The organism is Prochlorococcus marinus str. MIT 1013 (assembly GCF_027359395.1).
In the GTDB taxonomy this organism is placed as follows: Bacteria; Cyanobacteriota; Cyanobacteriia; order PCC-6307; family Cyanobiaceae; genus Prochlorococcus_B; species Prochlorococcus_B marinus_E.
This window is the reverse complement of the sequence record NZ_CP114778.1, coordinates 426,741-442,949: the sequence shown is the minus strand read 5'-3', so window position 1 is coordinate 442,949 and position 16,209 is coordinate 426,741. Positions and strand designations below refer to the sequence as shown.

Genomic DNA, 16,209 nt, shown 5'->3' with positions numbered 1-16,209 from the left:
AACAAATTTTGGTTGGATGAGTTATTGAAATTTATTCTTTTGAAAACATCTTGTTAATAGAATTAAATCTATCATTTCTCCTTTGTCGTAAGAAGATTGATCCTTTCCCCTCACACCGCTTCCCTCTGTTAAACCTTGCAATTCTAGTTTCTTTCTAATCAACATTTTTCTTTCTGCACTTGAGAGATTTTTAAAACGTTTTCTCCTTTCTTCACGACTTTCACTATTGCTCATTGGATTTGTTTAATAATAATTTGTCTATTAATAATGAATTGATAATTGTTTTTACTATTTTAATTCATTAAATAATTGTTATCTAGAAGTGCATCAATGACTTTTGCTCCTCTTGATTTATTCCCAAGAGAAAGGGGATTGGCCTTATCTAGTATTGAAGCAAAGCAAGTGAGCCAACTACTACCTTCGCAAACTTGAGCTGCCTCGCAAATGTGCTTTGGTGCTTTTTCTGTGCAACCTTGAGTGCGAGAAAATTTAATAGATTTTAGTTGAGAATCAAGTTCTAATTCTAGTAATGATATTTCGTCTTTATTAATCCATTCACCAGCAGCGTAGCTTTCAAGCAAAATTTGATAGTTCATTATTTAAAGAGTCTTAGTAGTATTGAGAACTAAGATCGAAAAAGGTTTTCTAAATCTTGCTTCACTTTCTCCAATTCATTTAGTTTTTTTGGGTTTGTTTTTTGTCCCCATTTATCTACTTCTCCAGTTCGACCATTTTTAATTGTCATCCTTATCCACCAAAATTGAAGACTCAAGAAAATCAGAGCAAAAAAAATTAGTTCAGGAGTTCCTTGTTTCATCCCTAACTATTCTAATAAATTGAACCTTTTCTTATCGTTGTACTCATTTTTTATGTCTTGATTACTCATTAGGATCAACTTCAGTGATTTTTAGATTTAAGCCAACGAAAAGAAGAATACCTCCAATAAGAGGGGTCCAAAGCCCCAATTGGTTTAAATCATGTGATTGCAGAAATTCCATTTATTCTTCATCTCTTCTAATGATGATTTGGTTTGTTTTATATTCAGATACTACCCTATTAGCTATCTCAACAATAAATGAATTTGGACACCGTAAAGCCTCTTGTAACTCAGCTAATTCATCAGAAATAAACTCTATACTCCTTGCAATAACTGCTTGATGTTCTTCTTTTGGTTCCCATTCTTTAGCCATTAATTTTCTTGATAATGATCTGATATTTCGTTAAGAATATTTGAAATATATTTTTTATTTGCACTTGTTTGCGCTTTTATTTTTTCGCATTCCATCTTGATTTGCATCCATGCACTTTCTATCACTTCAAGTTCTTCATTTGTAGGATGCCATTCTTTAGGAATATTAAATATGAGTCAAACCAAACATAATCCCTTTTGAGATTGCCCATCCAACACCTAGACATATAGCAACTGTAAAAAGTGTTTTTAAAAGATCCATATCCTTTTAGTCCCTTCCAAATGCAGTTCTTAACGAACTTGAAAAATCGAATTGAACCCCATCATTAGATGAACCTAGGTTTTGAATTAGCTTTGAACTGGCAAATCTTGATTGGGTTGATGAATAAATTGATTGAGATTTTACTGCTGAGGATTTTACTACCGCTGTTTTCTTTGCTGTCGCTTTTGTTGCTGTAGCTGAGGTCATTAAAAAAATTGTATTTCTTACAACTTAGACAAACTGAGTTAAAAGGCGATAGTTGTTAACTTTTTACAATCTTAAAATCATCAGCCAAGCAGGGATTGATATGAGCGCGATGATCGTACTTAAGACAACAAGCGATGTGGCTTCATCTTCATCTCTTGAAGCTGCTTGGGATATTAGTAAGACAGATATTGCTGTTGGCGCAGCTGATTGAAGTACTAAAGCCTCTCGCATGACGTTGGGTAATCTGATCGCTGAGGAAATGATCAACATAATGACTGGTAATCCAACCAGTTTCATGATTAAAGCATTTTTTATGGATGTTATTTGGGTTTTTATTCTTGAGAGATTTGTTTTCCTCAACCAACTTAGACGCATTCCAACGATTACAAGTGCTAAAACGATTACAACCCTTGAAGGTATCCAAAGTAAGGCTGTTAATTGTTCATTCCATGGTGATGAATGAACAATTAAAGCGCCAATCAGTCCTTTTACAGCAGGGCTTCTGAAGATTGCTTTTATGAAATTCTGCCAATATCTATTAGAACTTAAAACTTTTGAAGGATCTGTTAGCAGTATTGGACCGATACTCCAAATTACTAATGTCGCACCAAGGTCAAAACCTATGCTGTAAATCAAAGCATGATTTGGAAGCAGTGCTAGTGAAACTGGTATTCCGAAATACCCAGTATTTCCGAATGCACTACCTAATTGAAGAGATCTGTTTGGTATTAAGTTTTTTACACCATTAAGGCAATTTAATAGAGTCATTAAAAAGCCAATAGCTACCAGTGCTAAAGCCGCAGATTGTATCAAAGGGAATTCAAGTCCAGACTTAAGTAATATCCCCATCAAGCTGATAGGAATTCCATAGCTAATTAAAGGACGAGATATCGTTAGGGATAAATCTTTTTTAAATCGTCCTAGTAAATAGCCTATTAAAAGACATGGTATTAATTCCGCTAAAAGAAAGATTATTTCCAATTGAGTAAAGCGAATATCATTTTTTTATGTTGAGTGGTCAAGAGTAATTTTATGATTAATTCGTTATATTAACTTGAGTTTATCTTTGCAATTACTTTTCATGTTATGGATATCTGGTTGTGTTCACTGATTGAGAAAGTTTTAATTCGTAGTTAGTTTATTTCTCCTTGTAAATACTTTTTTCTGAACAACCTAATGTTTCTCCAAAGAGAATATCTGTGCACATGGCATTACATAAAAGATAAACGACCCAACTGGTAACAGGGACTCCAATTAAATAACTAAATGGGTGCTTTACTTTGATGAATCCAACAATGGCAACGATTAGAACAACAATTAAGTTGATTATTCGTTTGAGGGCTTTTCTTGGTATCTGCATCAGCTATTTCTAGCAGAAAGTTTTCTAATTTATCTAGTTTTTACAACAACTGTTAGTCAGTTTTGTTTTGTTTGGGTATGGTTTGCCCATATTAAAGATTTTAGATGTCTTCTACTGTTACCTCAGTTTTTACTTTTAAGGTTGAAAGCACCTTTGATGAGTGGGCTGCAATCTTCGACAGCAAAGAAGCTACCAGAAGGCATAGAGAGTTTAATATTCAGCCTTTGTACAGAGGGTGTAGTGATGATGACCCTCAAAAAATAATTGTTATACATCAGCACCCAGAGGGGAATATTGAGAAATTTATAGAAGCCAATGGAGACTGGATGGCGAGCCACAGAGTCGATCTATCTACAATGGAGAAGTCTGCTTGGACATGGACCGACAACAGTAGTGTTCAGTTTAAAGCTGCTTAATCAAACACTGGCCGTGTACTTATGAAATGGCCATAGATCAAATACCAGATTTTTGCTACTTCTAGCCATTTAAGTTGTTTAAAAGTAGTGCATATCTAGATTTTAATAGTTAAACTTATTGATTAATTATTTCTCTACCAAAAAGAAATTTTTTTGTGTAGAGATCTGAGTTGTTAAAAAATTGAAATTGAATCAGATAATTCCATGGGTATTGAGATTATTCCTATAAATAAAATTAGGATTGGTAGATTCCATAATACAATGAGTTGAATAAACTTAAATTTGGTGAATTTAAACATAGTTAGTAATCAGTTCGTTTGAGTCCCCATAAATTCCCTTGCTCGGAGGCTTTAACAATCGCTTTGTAAATATCTAAAGTCATTTAAATAATTGAATAATTTTTTTAAAGTTACCTTTTTACTTAATGTCTGTATGTAGGGAGAAATACCAAATCTATAAAGTATAAATTATTAGTGTAATTAGATTTTCTAATAATTGAATATTTAGGTGCTTTGTAATTTTCAAGTCTTTTAAAATTTATACAATTTTAAAAATCCAATTTAGCTAAAATTTGGTTACGACGATTGTCTTAAGAATTTTATTCAGATATTATTTGACATCTAATTGGTCAAAAGCATTATGTCTGTTTATATTCGGTTTCCTATCCCAAATTGTTCGGTAGATTTCTTTCAGAACTATTATGTTATTTTTAGAATTGCGATAGTTGATATTTAAAAAATTGTCTTCAAGACCGATTACATCCTGCAAAAGATACGCTGTTAGCTACCGAGATTTAGCTAACAACAGACACGAGTTAGGGTTTTATGCCATTGATGCTTTTGAAGCTAGACAGTTAGCTATTGAGTTCAATAAATTTGTTCGAGAGCATCCAAATTCTATTGATAGGATTTCTCTAAGAAATAAAGTTATCACTTGATGTAACTACGTCTGTGTAACATTTGCTTATTAATTTATGTACGGAGATATTGTTGATTAAAGATATTCTTAGAAGAATTTCCTGAACAAAATATCTAAGGGTATTTCAAAGCTGGTAGGTTATTTATCTTTTACCCATAGGGCAAGTCCTCCACCCTTTCCCCTTGCTGACAACCATTTACCATTTGGGTCGATAGCTATTAATGCAAAGAATGGCCTCTTCTTTTGATCCGGTGCCGGTAAGGATCTTTTCAAAATAGTCAATGAAGCTAGTTTTATTTGAATGCAATCAAAAGAAAAGGGTAATAATGGCTGCTTCCTTTCTAAATTTGCGTAGCCACTAAATCGCAGGGTTAGTAGTCCAAATTTAATTGCGTTGGCGATAGTAAATTTATCTTCTTCTGGATTCTGTGTATATTTCTTCAATTCTAGACTGGCTGAAAGAACCTGTAGCAAAGTGCTTGAAATCGTGTCTTCAGTATCTGATCCCTGCTTCCAAACTGAATTAAATTTCCATAGTCCTAATAGAGAGTCAAATTCAATGCCACTCCCATCTACTCTTGCGCTTTTTTCCAATTCTTTAAGTTTGTCTAGAGAAGGAAGATCCATTTTATTTCCGTCCATTACAAATAAGTTTGTTTGGATAATTTTAATCAGATATCTGACGTCTAGTGGTTTTAGGCTTTATTAATTTTTCAGCCATGAGTAGTTTTGGGTTAATTATTGGTTTAATTGTACATTTATTTATTCATGTGATTTCTTTCAATATCTAATTTTCATTATGTATCTTATGAGACTTTTAAATATTTAGGTCATAATTAGAAATCAATAAGAGAGTGAGTCCCTAGTTTTGACTAATGAATTTAAACCAAGTACATCACTCTTAACAGTAGGACTAAATTTATTTATGCTTATTTTTTTGCTTTTAGCTATTTAGTTCATAATATTCAAGCTATGGACGGTGCTTATTCTTTTTGTTTGAATGGAGTGTTAATTAACTTCCCAAATGACTACCTTTAGAGAAAGAATTAATTCACATCTCCCGATAGTGCTTCAGTTGTTAAGCACTGCATCCTTGGTTGTGATCGCTCTGTCTGCTATTTGTGGATCTCAATCATTGAAGAAATTGTCTTCTGCCCATGAAATGCCTAGCTCGGCAGAAGTGCATCATGATCATTGAAGTCCTGATCTTATAAAATGTAGAAAAGGGCTTGCATAAGCCCTTTTTTTTTATGATTTTATAGGAAGGATAATTGGTCGGCATTAGGTTTGTTTATTGGCTCGGCTGTCCATTCTTTTGGGTCCCATTTAGTCATTAGCGGTTTTAAAGCTTTAAGGTCTTGAGCATCTTTCACTGAAGAGATCCATTCTTCTTCTAGCCCATTTGGAATAATAACGGGCATACGGTTATGAAATTGTTTGACTAAATCATTTGGTTCGGTCGTTAGCACACAACAGCTCTCTAGTTCACATCCTTCTTTAGACATCCATCTATTCCAAAGTCCTCCTAACCAGAAAGTTTGAGAATCTTTTCTACTTATTAGGTGACCTTTTTCTAGAAAACCACTGGCTGGTATCAAACATCTCTTATGCCTCCAGCTTGCACGAAAAAGTTTCTTCTCTTCAACACTTTCTGATCTCGCGTTAAATGGCTTTGGCCTTGTGTTGTCAAAAGGGTCTTTACTCCACTCAGATATAAACCCCCATAGCATTATGGATGCTTGTGTCTTGCCTTCATTCTTAAGAACAAGAATTGGAGAACCTGGTTTGATTAATATTTGTGGTTCATAATTTTGACTCAATCCCCTTGGCACATCTTTTTTTAAAAGATCTGGTAAATTTATAAATTTTGTTAATAGCTGATATCTTCCGCACATCCCATTAATCCTTTAGACGCTTTTTGATCAGAATCATTTTTAAAACTATTAGTGTTCTTAAAATAATGGCAAAGTTCCTTGTGTAATTTCTTTTTTACTTGAATTTCCTGAAAATAGTATTTTCGAATATTGATCTGCATAGGCGCAGTTCTTGCATGAAGGATTTGACTCTGGAATCTCTGTTTGATTCATTAGTGTGACCATTTCATCTAGTCGACTCTCTATCCAATCATTGCTCCATTTGTAGGGAACAAGATACTCATCAAAACGCATGGTCTTATTAAATTCATCTTCATCCCTTTTTGCATTGCAAACTAAAAAATAAGATATTGGATGAACACTAAAACCCATCCCCGAGAGTAAGTAAGCATAAAAGTCCATTTGAATTTTATAGGCCTCGTGAAAAGGATCCTCTAAATAATCTTTCTTATCAATTCGTCCGTTTTTTGCTTGTGATTTGTAATCCACAATTATTAGTTGTCTTGTAATAGTGTCTTGCCAAATATCGTCTACACCTCCAGTCAAAATTATTCCGGTATCCATGTAACGATGCATTAGTCCCCGATGAAGTGAGTTTCTCCAGTTATCCATTTCAGGATGATCAAATGGAACAACATGAGATAGTCCATTAGATGCAAATATTCTGTGTGGAACCTGCTTTTGTCTGCAATCGTCAAATTCTTTTTTTAGTAATAGGTCAGTGGTTTCATTAAGAGTCCAACCTGGTGTCCCAGGAGGATCAAGACCTCTTACCCTATCGAGATAAAAGCACCTTTGACACGTCAGAAAATTTGAGAAACGACCTCTACTAATTTTGAAATCTTCTTGTTGATTTGGCTTATATAGAGAAGACTTACGACTTCGAAGGCCTGTGGCTTCAATTGGTTCTTTTTTGCTATTTCTTTTGAGATCAATCATTTTGTGTAATCATATAAAGATTTCAACTGGTTTATTCGATAGATTTATTTTCTTTAGCGCAATTGTCTTTTTCCTATTAATTAAAAGATTTAGAACCTTTTTACTTAATTGAGAAGGATTTTTCAATTAATCGTTATTAAACCTTTATAAGCTACTTTTCCGAAGAATTAGGTATGGAAATTTTTTTGTAGCTCGCAAATTCATTCAAATAAACAAAAAGTTTTCCACAGCTCCTATATGCTTAATATTGTCGAAATCCCTCTATAAAAGTTTTTCCAATAAAAAAGACCCTAGGTATGGTGTCCTACGGGTCTGGGTGATGGGGATACTATTTCTAACCCTATTTCCCATATAAATCAACCCCCCCCCCTACAGATGGTGTTCATTTAAGCCTGAGATAAAACATATGGTGCTTTAATGTTGCCTAATCTGATTGATTTGATTATTATTTTTGAAAAGCTGGGTGATGGGGATCCTTCAGCAGTTTATTTTGCCCTCATGAGATGAGGGCTTTTTTATTGCTTTTTTGTTTTGTAGTGGACCTATCCGTTTAATTATTTTTAATTAGCCTTTATATCCTTGAAACGTTCATCGTGTTTGAGCATCTTGTTTGTTCGATGTTTGGTATTGCAGGCGACATATTTTAGATGTTTTGAAATACATGACTTGACATTACCTAGCGGCTTATTATAGTACAAGTGTACTGCTAGAGGTAAATGACTCCATCTGCTTCCCCGTATGCTGTCTTTAAGGCTGAAGAATGGATATCTGCCGTAGCCCAACCTATTGGAATTGGTCAATGTCTACGACTCACCCCAAAGAAACTTGCTCCGATCAGATCTTCGGTGAAGAAGAAGAGTGGTAATTCCTTGAGAAAGCGATTCTCAAAAAAACATGTTCAGCTTGCGTTTGCGTGACATGTCAACATTTCAATTATTCCAGCGACAAGCATTGCAGACCAATTATTTCGTGTCATGTTCATCGTCGTCTTGTTCCTCATGGAGACCATTTGATTTCACGTTGTCTTCTTTGTATGCGGCAACGAGTGAAAGAGATTGGTTGGTGTCTAGAGGTGGCCTAACACTTTGAATAGATCAATTCGCTTATTAGTGTTCCAATGCGATCTTTGATCAGCGTATGAGGTCTATTAGCTTTATTGACTTGCATTGTTTTTATATTCGTTTTTTGCTTTTGTCTCGCCCACTTGATATTGCTTTATAGTCAAGATCCATTTATTTGAAGGTGTCACTTTAATTGATATTGATAGATATATGAAAATTTAGTAGTCGATTAACCATTGACTATTGAATTTAATACCCTATATGTGATAGATGTATTAAGAAAGTAATTATTGAGTTATGTCTCAGTTATCCATCAAAGTTAGTGCTAAAGGTGATGCCTTGATTGCTACCTTGCAAAAGGAGATCTTTAACAGACGTCGTAAGAAGGTTACTGCTTCTCAAGTCGTTGAAACCCTTGTTGAAAGCGGTGCTAAATCTCAGTCTGATAAACGTTATGCAGCTTCTTGGAAAAACCTAATTAAAGATATCGAAAAAGCAGCTAAAGTTTCTGAGGTTCATGGAAATAAGCCAGCAAATATTAGCGCTGATGAATGGGCTTTAATTCTTTCTCATCGCACACGTAAAGGCTCTGCTCCCAAAGCTGCTGCAGCAAAAAAAACCACAGCTAAAAAAGCAGTAGCTAAAAAGCCTGTAGCTAAAAAGGCAACAGCAAAGAAAGCAGTAGCTAAAAAGCCAGTAGCTAAAAAGACTGCAGCCAAAGCTAAAGCTGAGGTTTCTGCAGTTGTTAAGCCAAGTGCTGGTAGACCTGCTAGACGTGCACGCAAAGCTAGAAAAGCACCTGAAGCTGCTAAATAAAGCTTGCCCAGACCGTCAGGCGGCATGAGAGGTTCAATGCCTCTCACTGGTATTTTTGGTAGATATCTTGTTTATATTTTTTTGGATCTGTTTGCTCAGGTAGGCCTCTTTCTTTAATCAGTAACTATTAAACCTGCATTGCATAGAGCGTTGAATACCTTTTTTTTGCGCTCCATTCTTTTTTCTGTTGGCTTAAGCATATCAAGTATGGACGCAATACAACTTATTTCATAAGAACCCTGGGAAATGAGTGCTGCATCACATATTTCACTATTAGCAATTACAGGTTCGATACCAGTGAATTTCAATTTCTGAATTGATGCTTTTAAAACTTGCTCGAGATATTCTAGTTGTTCGTTATTCAATGTCTTTCTGTCTACATAATCCATTAGAACTAATGAGGGCGTCACTACTAAATCTACAAAAAACTAATTTAACTTCTTTTTAGAAATATTTTGATCTCTTTGGATTTTCTATCTTTTAGTTGTCTTTTTTATTCATATCGGCTTTATATGCATTGAGAGCTTCTTTAATTCTTCCTGGTGCAAAAGGATTTTTACCTTTTGCCTCTTTCTTTGCTTCTTGCCATGCATTGTCGATTTCTTTCTTTGCTATCGGATCGTTATTGAAATTTGTGTATAGCTTCATCAGATACCAAGTGCTTAAAACTAATAGTCCAAGACCTAACAAATACATGAGACTGTCTCGATAATTACGACAATCTAACCAATTAAAGGGAAATTGCGCCTATAAATAAAAAAAATACGTATTCGCTATGCCACTTATCGTAGATCCTTCTAAAGATACGAGTAATGGAGTTGGTAAGATTTTTAGAACAATCAATGTCACACTTGCCATAGCACTACCTTTGTCGGCAATTTTGGTGACTATCTTTTGGGGCTTAAAACATGGTTTCAGTAGTTTCATTTGATTTCAATGGAGACATCATTTTTTATCCAAATAAAGTTTTAATGAGTTCAACAAATAATTTGATACTCCAAAATAAGATGCCACCATAAATAAATCCTGCCAGGCCAGAAGCCCAGTCATTGAAGAATTTCCAAGAAATGATTATCACGAGGATTCCAAATAAGAGTGAATATGTAGCCATTATTTTTTTATCTCTTTCAAGAGACGCTTTGTGAAAAAGATTAGAGGTCGGTATACCTAACTTTTGTGTAGTAGCAACCGATGTGAGTTGTATTTACCGAATCAATTTCTACGGTATGCCTCATCCCTAACTAAATTAATTTAGGACAGAGTAGTTGCGTACTCCGAAAGAAAAGTTATGTACACTTCACTCTTCGACACTTTTTTCTCTGATTCTTTAATTGCGCCTACCAGAACTGTTTATGTGGTTTCTGATAGCCAGCTTGAAGAGCTTAAGCGTAATCAACGTCAAGAGGAACTCGACAACATCGAGGACTCCAGAAAAAGACTAGAAGAGAGCTATCAAGCTCGTATTAAAGTTCTTGATGAACGTCAAAATGAGATAAAAGAGGAACTTAAGGCTTTGTCTCCCATAAAGGTTAAGGCTGCACTTAATAAGAAGTAACTATTAGTTGGTCTGAAGAATGTGTTTCTTAGCACCTCCACTATTTAAGTGAAGGTGCTTTTTTTTACTAAATGTTCAAATGGTTTTTCTCAAAGCATTGCTTTGTAGCTAAATCTATGAAAGTGTTAATTGTCTAGATTCTCTTTTTGGCTTTCTTCAAGTGCCTTATTTCCTTCTTTGAGGGTCGTTCTGACCCACCAAACTGATATTCCTGTAATAGCGACGCCTAATGTCATTATAGAAATTATTGTTGAAGTCACTTGTCATAACCCTTAATTACTTGAGTTGATTTTGCTTTTTTTAAGCAGCTCATCAGATGTCAAAAATTTATTTTTTTACAGATTAAAAATATTTTATATGATGACTCTAAAATAATTTAAGAGAAAGATGAGGATAAATTCACTTGCCATAGGCCTTCTTGATGGTTTATACCGAAATTAATTGAAGAGGAAAACTATGAAACTTCAAACTTCATTTAGTGTCCCCAGTGAAAATATGGGTGACATAGGTAGAAAACACGAGGCAGTCAAAAGAGGAATGACAGCGATCGCTACATACTGGGAAAGAGAGTGTGCTTTAAATCCTTCTTCACCTGCATGTCTGATTTTTGAGGACTAGTAGTTGAAAGGAAATAAGGAAATATACTTTCCTTGTGCAAATAGTTAATCTTTTACTTCTCAATGAAAATTGTTATAAAAACTTGGTTTGGATTATTTCTGTCCCTGTTTTTAGTAATTAGTTTTTGCTTTCAGTCAGTTGAAGCACAACCTGTGTTAATGACAACGGATGTTGATATTGAAAATGATCAAGGGTCAATGGATACAAAAAGTATTGATGATCTTTTAGGGCCAGATACAAATTTCCCATTTGATCCAGCAAATCATAGAGATGGATCTAATCCGATTAAAAGGATTGGCAAAATAAGCGACGATAATTTGTAAATACGTACTTTTTTATTTTTTAAGCAAAAGTTCTAAACGTTTTTTTTGTTCTTCAAGAGATTCGGTTTTTTCATTTCTTTTTGCCTCCATTCTATTTTTTATAGATTCATCAGCTTGTCTTGCGATACTTGCCTTCCTAAGGAACACAAGGATTGATATCACAGCAAATATAAGTGCAAGTGAACCCAATGGAACTATTGTTGCGCTCATTTCTTCCATTAGTAATTACAGGCGTTATATAAACGATTAGCTTTCTGCTGATCCTCACATTTTTTTAGTTTCGTCTCTAATTCTTCCATCTCCTTTTGTGCTTGATTGATTAATTCCAATGACCATTGCCAGTTTCGCTCATTGCAATGTTGTTTTGCAGAATCCCAGTCCATGGTTGTATTACTTTGATAATGGATGATTTAGTCGAGCAGAACTCTTTATGTCTCCTAGAGAATAACAAGCTTATTAACTAATTATTGTGTTTTTATCTTCTTTTTGAAAATTTTATTTGAATGAACTTTTAGGCTTATCAGGTGAAACCCAACCTTTAAGCCTCATTTTGACTCTGCCTCACTTAGGCTCGAGATATAATTATTTATTCCATGGAAACAGCTTTTGCTTGGAGCCTTTGCCTGTCTGCCGTTGTTGTTTTGCTTTCAATTGGGCCACTAACTTATGGCCGAGTCAAAGCTGGATATTCGGCTGAGAACATGAGTGCTCCAAGGGCTTTGTTTGACGAGCTCCCCGATTTTGGTAAAAGAGCTGTTTGGTGTCATCAAAATTGCTGGGAGAGCATAACTCTTCACGCTCCTGCGTGTTTACTATGTCTGGTTGCTGGTGTTGTCTCTCCTGTGGCAGTGATAGCTGCGTGGTCCCACCCATTCGTGAGGTTTATCTATATCGGTGCTTATGTTGGCGATATTCCTCCTGCTAGAGGACTTTGTTGGGCTTCGGGTCTTTTCTGTTCAACTCTTTTGTATAAAGAGGGTTTAACTGCTTTGCTTTCTTCTTAATTTATCGACTAATAAACTTCTTGGTTTACCTGTTTTTACTGGATCTAATCGATCAAGTATTACTGCAACTGCTTTGATCCAAGAACTTCCCTCTGGAATATTGGTTTGATTACAAATATGTTTTGGAGCTATTTCTGGGGAGAAATTTGAATCGCTTTCATTGATTATTTCTTGATAGTGTTTCTCTAAAAGGTCGACATCTTCTTTTTCAAGAATGTTACCTGAGCAATACCAATCTAGTGATGTCTTCCAATCCATTACCTGATGATAGGACTATTGTTTGATTACGTCCCACGCTTCTGAAGCACTATCGGCGTATTGAAAGAGATTCATGTGCTCATCTGAGATAAGTCCGTGATCTGAAAGAAATTGAAAGTTGATGACTTTCGACCAATAATCTCGACCAAATAAAATAATTGGAATTTGTGTTTTCATTCCAGTTTGACGAAGAGTGAGTAATTCGAAGAGTTCATCAAATGTTCCAAATCCCCCAGGGAAAAAGACAGCTGCAACTGATCGCATCACAAAATGAAATTTTCGTAAGGCGAAATAATTAAATTTAAAGCAAAGCCCAGGCGTGATATATGCATTGGGATGTTGCTCGTTTGGGAGACTTATGTTTAATCCTATGGATTTACAGTCCGCATCAAAAGCACCTCGATTAGCAGCCTCCATAATCCCCGGGCCACCACCAGTGACAATTACATGTGAATTACAATGCTCTTTTTGGTTTTGTCTGGAGACAATCTTCGCGAATTCTCTAGCAGAATCATAGTAATGAGATATCGATTGTAAATTCTTTAGACGTGTTATTTCTCTCTCTAAATCTAATGAGTTTGGATCTTTGGTGAGAGAGTTCTTAGCTAGTTCAAGTCTGTTCTCTATAGAGCTTTTATCGGAAAGGTTCGCACCTCCAAAGACGATGATTGTTGATAATATGTTTTGCTCTTCTAGGATTTTTTCTGGTTTATTAATTTCTAGAAGCATTCGCACTCCTCTCATTTCATCACTATTGAGTAACTCTCTATCTTCATGGGCTAATTGGTAGTTGCCGGAACTAATAATTAATTCTAGATTTTTGCTGACTAGCTCTAGATCGTCACTTCTATTTTGTTTATTCATCAGAAGGTACCTCCTAAAGTTTTAATGCTATTAATTAGATCAATTCATACATCTATATGAAATCAATAGTTAAGTGGCTGATGTCATTATCTACATCCCCATTGCTCTTCTAAGTTTTGTCGCCTCGTCCATTCCTTCCATAATTGTGAAAGTTGCATTCACGGTGGCTGCTTTACGTAGCTTAGATAGCTCTTGATATTCACTAGATTCATAAGCATCTACAGCTATTCGCATTGATGGGAATTCAGTAATGACGGCTAAGTTTGAATCTTCAGTTTTTTCTTTTCCTCTTGGGTCTGTATCTTTCGCAAATACCTCCCCACCATTCTCTTTGAGCCATGGCCCAACTTTTTCGACATATTCATCAAATAATTCTTGATTAATAACTTTTGCTGTTGAGATCCAGTACCCTTTGGCTCCTTTCTTATCCATTACTTTTTAATCAATTATGAATTTAGAATAGTTGAGTCTTACCTCAGTAAATAATTTTCAAATCAATTGCCTATAAGTCTCAATAATTTATTTCCATAGACTTCTTTTTTTTAAAAGATCTTCGATATTTGGCCATGCTGCAATTAGTTCCTTTAGGGCTTGTCTATTTGGAGTGTATAAAACACATGAGAAGGCACTGATGACATAAAAAACAAACCACAACTTGTTGATTGAGTACACAGAGACAAAGGAGAAGATAAAACTACCAATGAATACAAAAAAGAGTGATCGATTTATCACTTCAAGTGGAGATCTTCTTAATCGTCTAAGCAATCTTTTTGTAGATTTTGTCTTTGAGAATCTTTTAGCCTCTATTTCTTCTTCTTTGATTATTTTTTCATTTTCTTGATCTAAGATTTCATTTGATCTGACAATATCCTCTATCTCTTGACTGGATAAGTTATCTAGAGGCTCTGAGTCTTTTTTTATTGCTGCCATTAGTTCAACAAACTTAAAAGTTAGATGGTTATCTGCATCTACATTACTAAAGAGAATGTTTGCGTTTGATTAATTGCCTAGACCTGGTGGAAAAGGAAAAACTTGTTCATCCCCAAAAATATCTTCCATACTCAACTCTTCACTTTGTGAGTCCATCCCCTCAGCGTCATCCTCAGGCTCCATTCCCATTTCATATGAGTCACCCTCTCCATAATCTTCTGGTGGTACCCAACCTTGTAATACAGCATCAGCAGTATTCAATCCAGAGAAAACAATGAATACGAATAAAGCTAATTTGATTAGAAAATTTTTCATATACCCATGCTCTCATTACTTAGGCTAATGCTTGATCAGAAGGTTGATTAGCTTTAGGACTTGTAAAAATACCTTTTGGATTGTCTTCTCTAAATTGAGGCTTTTCTCTTCCTTATTCCCTACTGATGTTTAATCGGCATTTTGTCTGACAGGTCTCATCATCCCGCCTCCATCATCATCATCATCCCCAAAACCAAAAAATAGCCAGGTGATAGCAAATACAGCTAATGCTCCTGATAGCGTCAATGCTTGTAACTCGTTCAAAGCTTTTCGGCTAATTTTTAACGACCTTAGCCCTTATTTTGTTTTTTTGTTGATGAGGAGAGCTTTCTTTCTGGTTATATTGTCGAAACTTAATTTGATTACTAATGGAAGAATTAGCCAAAAGAGTGGAAGAACTTGAGCGTCGAGTCCAGCATTTAGAAGCAGTGCTGCAATACCAAGCAAGAAAAAACAAATAATCTCTGTTGCCATCTAACCAATACCTGGAATATCAAAAGGGAGTTTGTCTTCAAGTACTACTAAGTATTTTTGGACTGCAGGAATACGAAGAAGAGCTAATGGAACAACAATATTTAGAACAATCCATGCTCCTCCAACTAATGGAGCCCATTTACCAGCTTTTTTAATAAAGCTCATTCCCTTCTCTTTCTCTGGAGTCTGATTCATGTTTTTGATTTATTGATTAGATCTTAGCTAGACCCCAAACTTACTATTTTTGATCAGGTGTAGTGGAAATGCAATGGGCATTAAGGCTGATTGCGTTGAGGTGCGAATAGAGCAAAGATACGTTTGTTGAGTTAAGAGGCACCATTGATGGTCGACACTCCACCTGAGTATTTAAGAGAAGCGAACTGAATTCTGGTTCCTGCTCCAACATTCTCAATGAATAAGTAGGTTATTCGTCTGATGCGACAAGGATCAATGATTTAGGTGCGTCAATTCAGTCGAACCTCCTCTGCATCGTTTAGGTGCCCTAACGGAGTAAAAAAGCCTTTCTACTAGACACTTGGCCCCAGGCCACCAATATCCAGAAGCTTCCAAAGAATCGGTAAAGAAAAAGGGCCCCCTCGGGCCCTTTTTAAATGTCTAATTAAAAGAGTTTTATTCTTTCTACGGTTTCCCTACCTAAGACGTACGGTCCTACAGAACTATTGATGAAAAAGTGATTTTAGGATAAATGTACGTCAGGCAATCAATTGCACTGGTCATCAATTGATTGGCTTCTGGGGAGGAGTACTGACGTTTATTATTCAAAGAAACAACCTTCTAAAGCTCAGTATAAAAAGAAGGTTGTCCT

34 protein-coding genes are annotated in these 16,209 nt (G+C 35.3%); 10 read left to right on the top strand and 24 right to left on the bottom strand.

The window, feature by feature from the left end:
- Nucleotides 1-21: 21 nt before the first annotated feature.
- The 7 genes from O5633_RS02615 to O5633_RS02585 all read right to left on the bottom strand — a co-directional run bounded on the left by O5633_RS02615 (nt 22) and on the right by O5633_RS02585 (nt 3,018).
- Nucleotides 22-234, bottom strand: coding sequence for a hypothetical protein (locus O5633_RS02615; RefSeq protein WP_269610501.1), 213 nt, complete (start codon nt 232-234; stop codon nt 22-24).
- Between the two features lie 59 nt (nt 235-293).
- A complete protein-coding gene (locus O5633_RS02610; RefSeq protein ID WP_269610499.1) occupies nt 294-596 on the bottom strand; it encodes a hypothetical protein in 303 nt (100 codons plus the stop codon).
- A gap of 29 nt (nt 597-625) precedes the next feature.
- Nucleotides 626-817 (bottom strand): hypothetical protein, encoded by a 192-nt coding sequence (locus tag O5633_RS02605; protein ID WP_269610498.1) that lies wholly within the window; start codon nt 815-817, stop codon nt 626-628.
- Between the two features lie 181 nt (nt 818-998).
- Nucleotides 999-1,190 carry a hypothetical protein gene (locus tag O5633_RS02600; protein ID WP_158466707.1) on the bottom strand — a complete coding sequence of 64 codons (192 nt, stop codon included), beginning with the start codon at nt 1,188-1,190 and terminating at the stop codon, nt 999-1,001.
- 267 nt (nt 1,191-1,457) lie between these two features.
- Entirely contained in the window at nt 1,458-1,658 is a 201-nt protein-coding gene (locus O5633_RS02595) for a hypothetical protein (RefSeq protein ID WP_269610497.1), read from the bottom strand.
- Nucleotides 1,659-1,721: 63 nt separating this feature from the next.
- Nucleotides 1,722-2,639 (bottom strand): AEC family transporter, encoded by a 918-nt coding sequence (locus O5633_RS02590; protein ID WP_269610496.1) that lies wholly within the window; start codon nt 2,637-2,639, stop codon nt 1,722-1,724.
- A gap of 157 nt (nt 2,640-2,796) precedes the next feature.
- Nucleotides 2,797-3,018 carry a hypothetical protein gene (locus tag O5633_RS02585; protein WP_269610495.1) on the bottom strand — a complete coding sequence of 74 codons (222 nt, stop codon included), beginning with the start codon at nt 3,016-3,018 and terminating at the stop codon, nt 2,797-2,799.
- Between the two features lie 104 nt (nt 3,019-3,122).
- Here O5633_RS02585 and O5633_RS02580 point away from each other — a divergent pair, with 104 nt between their 5' ends.
- Together O5633_RS02580 and O5633_RS02575 are read left to right on the top strand one after the other, a co-directional pair.
- Nucleotides 3,123-3,434, top strand: coding sequence for a DUF3764 family protein (locus O5633_RS02580; protein ID WP_158466703.1), 312 nt, complete (start codon nt 3,123-3,125; stop codon nt 3,432-3,434).
- A 739-nt stretch (nt 3,435-4,173) separates the two neighbouring features.
- On the top strand, nt 4,174-4,371 hold the full coding sequence (locus O5633_RS02575; protein ID WP_269610494.1) for a hypothetical protein: 198 nt from the start codon (nt 4,174-4,176) through the stop codon (nt 4,369-4,371).
- 119 nt (nt 4,372-4,490) lie between these two features.
- Here the strand turns inward: O5633_RS02575 and O5633_RS02570 are convergent, their stop codons facing one another.
- Nucleotides 4,491-4,994, bottom strand: a complete 504-nt coding sequence (locus O5633_RS02570) for a hypothetical protein (RefSeq protein ID WP_269610493.1) — start codon at nt 4,992-4,994, stop codon at nt 4,491-4,493.
- A 382-nt stretch (nt 4,995-5,376) separates the two neighbouring features.
- Here O5633_RS02570 and O5633_RS02565 point away from each other — a divergent pair, with 382 nt between their 5' ends.
- The gene (locus tag O5633_RS02565; protein ID WP_187152579.1) at nt 5,377-5,550 is read left to right on the top strand and encodes a hypothetical protein; all 174 of its coding nucleotides are present in this window, start codon (nt 5,377-5,379) and stop codon (nt 5,548-5,550) included.
- A 58-nt stretch (nt 5,551-5,608) separates the two neighbouring features.
- Here O5633_RS02565 and O5633_RS02560 read toward each other — a convergent pair whose 3' ends face one another.
- Both O5633_RS02560 and O5633_RS02555 read right to left on the bottom strand, forming a co-directional pair.
- Nucleotides 5,609-6,247, bottom strand: a complete 639-nt coding sequence (locus O5633_RS02560) for an SOS response-associated peptidase (protein WP_269610491.1) — start codon at nt 6,245-6,247, stop codon at nt 5,609-5,611.
- Nucleotides 6,248-6,304: 57 nt separating this feature from the next.
- Nucleotides 6,305-7,165, bottom strand: coding sequence for a PD-(D/E)XK nuclease family protein (locus tag O5633_RS02555; protein ID WP_269610489.1), 861 nt, complete (start codon nt 7,163-7,165; stop codon nt 6,305-6,307).
- A gap of 716 nt (nt 7,166-7,881) precedes the next feature.
- On the opposite strand from O5633_RS02555, the gene O5633_RS02550 reads away from it, so the two are divergent.
- Both O5633_RS02550 and O5633_RS02545 read left to right on the top strand, forming a co-directional pair.
- Nucleotides 7,882-8,082 carry a hypothetical protein gene (locus O5633_RS02550; RefSeq protein WP_269610488.1) on the top strand — a complete coding sequence of 67 codons (201 nt, stop codon included), beginning with the start codon at nt 7,882-7,884 and terminating at the stop codon, nt 8,080-8,082.
- Between the two features lie 441 nt (nt 8,083-8,523).
- Entirely contained in the window at nt 8,524-9,042 is a 519-nt protein-coding gene (locus O5633_RS02545; RefSeq protein WP_269610486.1) for a hypothetical protein, read from the top strand.
- Nucleotides 9,043-9,155: 113 nt separating this feature from the next.
- On the opposite strand, the gene O5633_RS02540 is transcribed toward O5633_RS02545, so the two are convergent.
- Nucleotides 9,156-9,452, bottom strand: a complete 297-nt coding sequence (locus O5633_RS02540) for a hypothetical protein (RefSeq protein ID WP_269610485.1) — start codon at nt 9,450-9,452, stop codon at nt 9,156-9,158.
- A 70-nt stretch (nt 9,453-9,522) separates the two neighbouring features.
- The gene (locus tag O5633_RS02535; RefSeq protein WP_257473357.1) at nt 9,523-9,690 is read right to left on the bottom strand and encodes a hypothetical protein; all 168 of its coding nucleotides are present in this window, start codon (nt 9,688-9,690) and stop codon (nt 9,523-9,525) included.
- Nucleotides 9,691-9,817: 127 nt separating this feature from the next.
- Between O5633_RS02535 and O5633_RS02530 the strand changes: the two genes are divergently transcribed.
- Nucleotides 9,818-9,973 (top strand): hypothetical protein, encoded by a 156-nt coding sequence (locus O5633_RS02530; protein ID WP_269610483.1) that lies wholly within the window; start codon nt 9,818-9,820, stop codon nt 9,971-9,973.
- A gap of 21 nt (nt 9,974-9,994) precedes the next feature.
- Here O5633_RS02530 and O5633_RS02525 read toward each other — a convergent pair whose 3' ends face one another.
- Nucleotides 9,995-10,153, bottom strand: a complete 159-nt coding sequence (locus tag O5633_RS02525) for a hypothetical protein (protein WP_269610482.1) — start codon at nt 10,151-10,153, stop codon at nt 9,995-9,997.
- Nucleotides 10,154-10,330: 177 nt separating this feature from the next.
- On the opposite strand from O5633_RS02525, the gene O5633_RS02520 reads away from it, so the two are divergent.
- Nucleotides 10,331-10,597, top strand: coding sequence for a hypothetical protein (locus O5633_RS02520; protein WP_269610481.1), 267 nt, complete (start codon nt 10,331-10,333; stop codon nt 10,595-10,597).
- Nucleotides 10,598-10,722: 125 nt separating this feature from the next.
- On the opposite strand, the gene O5633_RS02515 is transcribed toward O5633_RS02520, so the two are convergent.
- Nucleotides 10,723-10,857, bottom strand: coding sequence for a hypothetical protein (locus O5633_RS02515; RefSeq protein ID WP_269610480.1), 135 nt, complete (start codon nt 10,855-10,857; stop codon nt 10,723-10,725).
- Between the two features lie 196 nt (nt 10,858-11,053).
- Between O5633_RS02515 and O5633_RS02510 the strand changes: the two genes are divergently transcribed.
- Nucleotides 11,054-11,215, top strand: a complete 162-nt coding sequence (locus O5633_RS02510; protein ID WP_269610477.1) for a hypothetical protein — start codon at nt 11,054-11,056, stop codon at nt 11,213-11,215.
- Nucleotides 11,216-11,277: 62 nt separating this feature from the next.
- Nucleotides 11,278-11,538, top strand: coding sequence for a hypothetical protein (locus O5633_RS02505; protein WP_269610476.1), 261 nt, complete (start codon nt 11,278-11,280; stop codon nt 11,536-11,538).
- Between the two features lie 12 nt (nt 11,539-11,550).
- Here O5633_RS02505 and O5633_RS02500 read toward each other — a convergent pair whose 3' ends face one another.
- Nucleotides 11,551-11,757: a hypothetical protein gene (locus O5633_RS02500; protein WP_269610473.1), complete on the bottom strand. Its 207-nt coding sequence runs from the start codon at nt 11,755-11,757 to the stop codon at nt 11,551-11,553.
- Nucleotides 11,757-11,921, bottom strand: a complete 165-nt coding sequence (locus tag O5633_RS02495; protein ID WP_269605828.1) for a hypothetical protein — start codon at nt 11,919-11,921, stop codon at nt 11,757-11,759. The genes O5633_RS02500 and O5633_RS02495 overlap by 1 nt, the downstream gene beginning before the upstream one ends.
- Nucleotides 11,922-12,131: 210 nt before the next feature.
- Here O5633_RS02495 and O5633_RS02490 point away from each other — a divergent pair, with 210 nt between their 5' ends.
- Nucleotides 12,132-12,542 (top strand): MAPEG family protein, encoded by a 411-nt coding sequence (locus O5633_RS02490; RefSeq protein WP_269610471.1) that lies wholly within the window; start codon nt 12,132-12,134, stop codon nt 12,540-12,542.
- Here the strand turns inward: O5633_RS02490 and O5633_RS02485 are convergent.
- From O5633_RS02485 to O5633_RS02450, 8 genes are all read right to left on the bottom strand, one after another.
- Nucleotides 12,519-12,800, bottom strand: coding sequence for a hypothetical protein (locus O5633_RS02485; RefSeq protein ID WP_269610470.1), 282 nt, complete (start codon nt 12,798-12,800; stop codon nt 12,519-12,521). The two genes, O5633_RS02490 and O5633_RS02485, sit on opposite strands and share 24 nt — an antisense overlap.
- 15 nt (nt 12,801-12,815) lie before the next feature.
- On the bottom strand, nt 12,816-13,664 hold the full coding sequence (locus tag O5633_RS02480; protein ID WP_269610469.1) for an LOG family protein: 849 nt from the start codon (nt 13,662-13,664) through the stop codon (nt 12,816-12,818).
- A 90-nt stretch (nt 13,665-13,754) separates the two neighbouring features.
- A complete protein-coding gene (locus tag O5633_RS02475; protein WP_269610466.1) occupies nt 13,755-14,096 on the bottom strand; it encodes a DUF1330 domain-containing protein in 342 nt (113 codons plus the stop codon).
- Between the two features lie 87 nt (nt 14,097-14,183).
- On the bottom strand, nt 14,184-14,594 hold the full coding sequence (locus tag O5633_RS02470) for a DUP family protein (RefSeq protein ID WP_269610465.1): 411 nt from the start codon (nt 14,592-14,594) through the stop codon (nt 14,184-14,186).
- A gap of 69 nt (nt 14,595-14,663) precedes the next feature.
- On the bottom strand, nt 14,664-14,909 hold the full coding sequence (locus O5633_RS02465) for a hypothetical protein (protein ID WP_269610462.1): 246 nt from the start codon (nt 14,907-14,909) through the stop codon (nt 14,664-14,666).
- Nucleotides 14,910-15,038: 129 nt separating this feature from the next.
- Nucleotides 15,039-15,173, bottom strand: a complete 135-nt coding sequence (locus tag O5633_RS02460; protein WP_011294994.1) for a hypothetical protein — start codon at nt 15,171-15,173, stop codon at nt 15,039-15,041.
- 33 nt (nt 15,174-15,206) lie between these two features.
- Nucleotides 15,207-15,383: a hypothetical protein gene (locus O5633_RS02455; RefSeq protein ID WP_011294556.1), complete on the bottom strand. Its 177-nt coding sequence runs from the start codon at nt 15,381-15,383 to the stop codon at nt 15,207-15,209.
- Entirely contained in the window at nt 15,384-15,578 is a 195-nt protein-coding gene (locus tag O5633_RS02450) for a hypothetical protein (RefSeq protein WP_011823828.1), read from the bottom strand.
- Nucleotides 15,579-16,209: the final 631 nt, after the last annotated feature.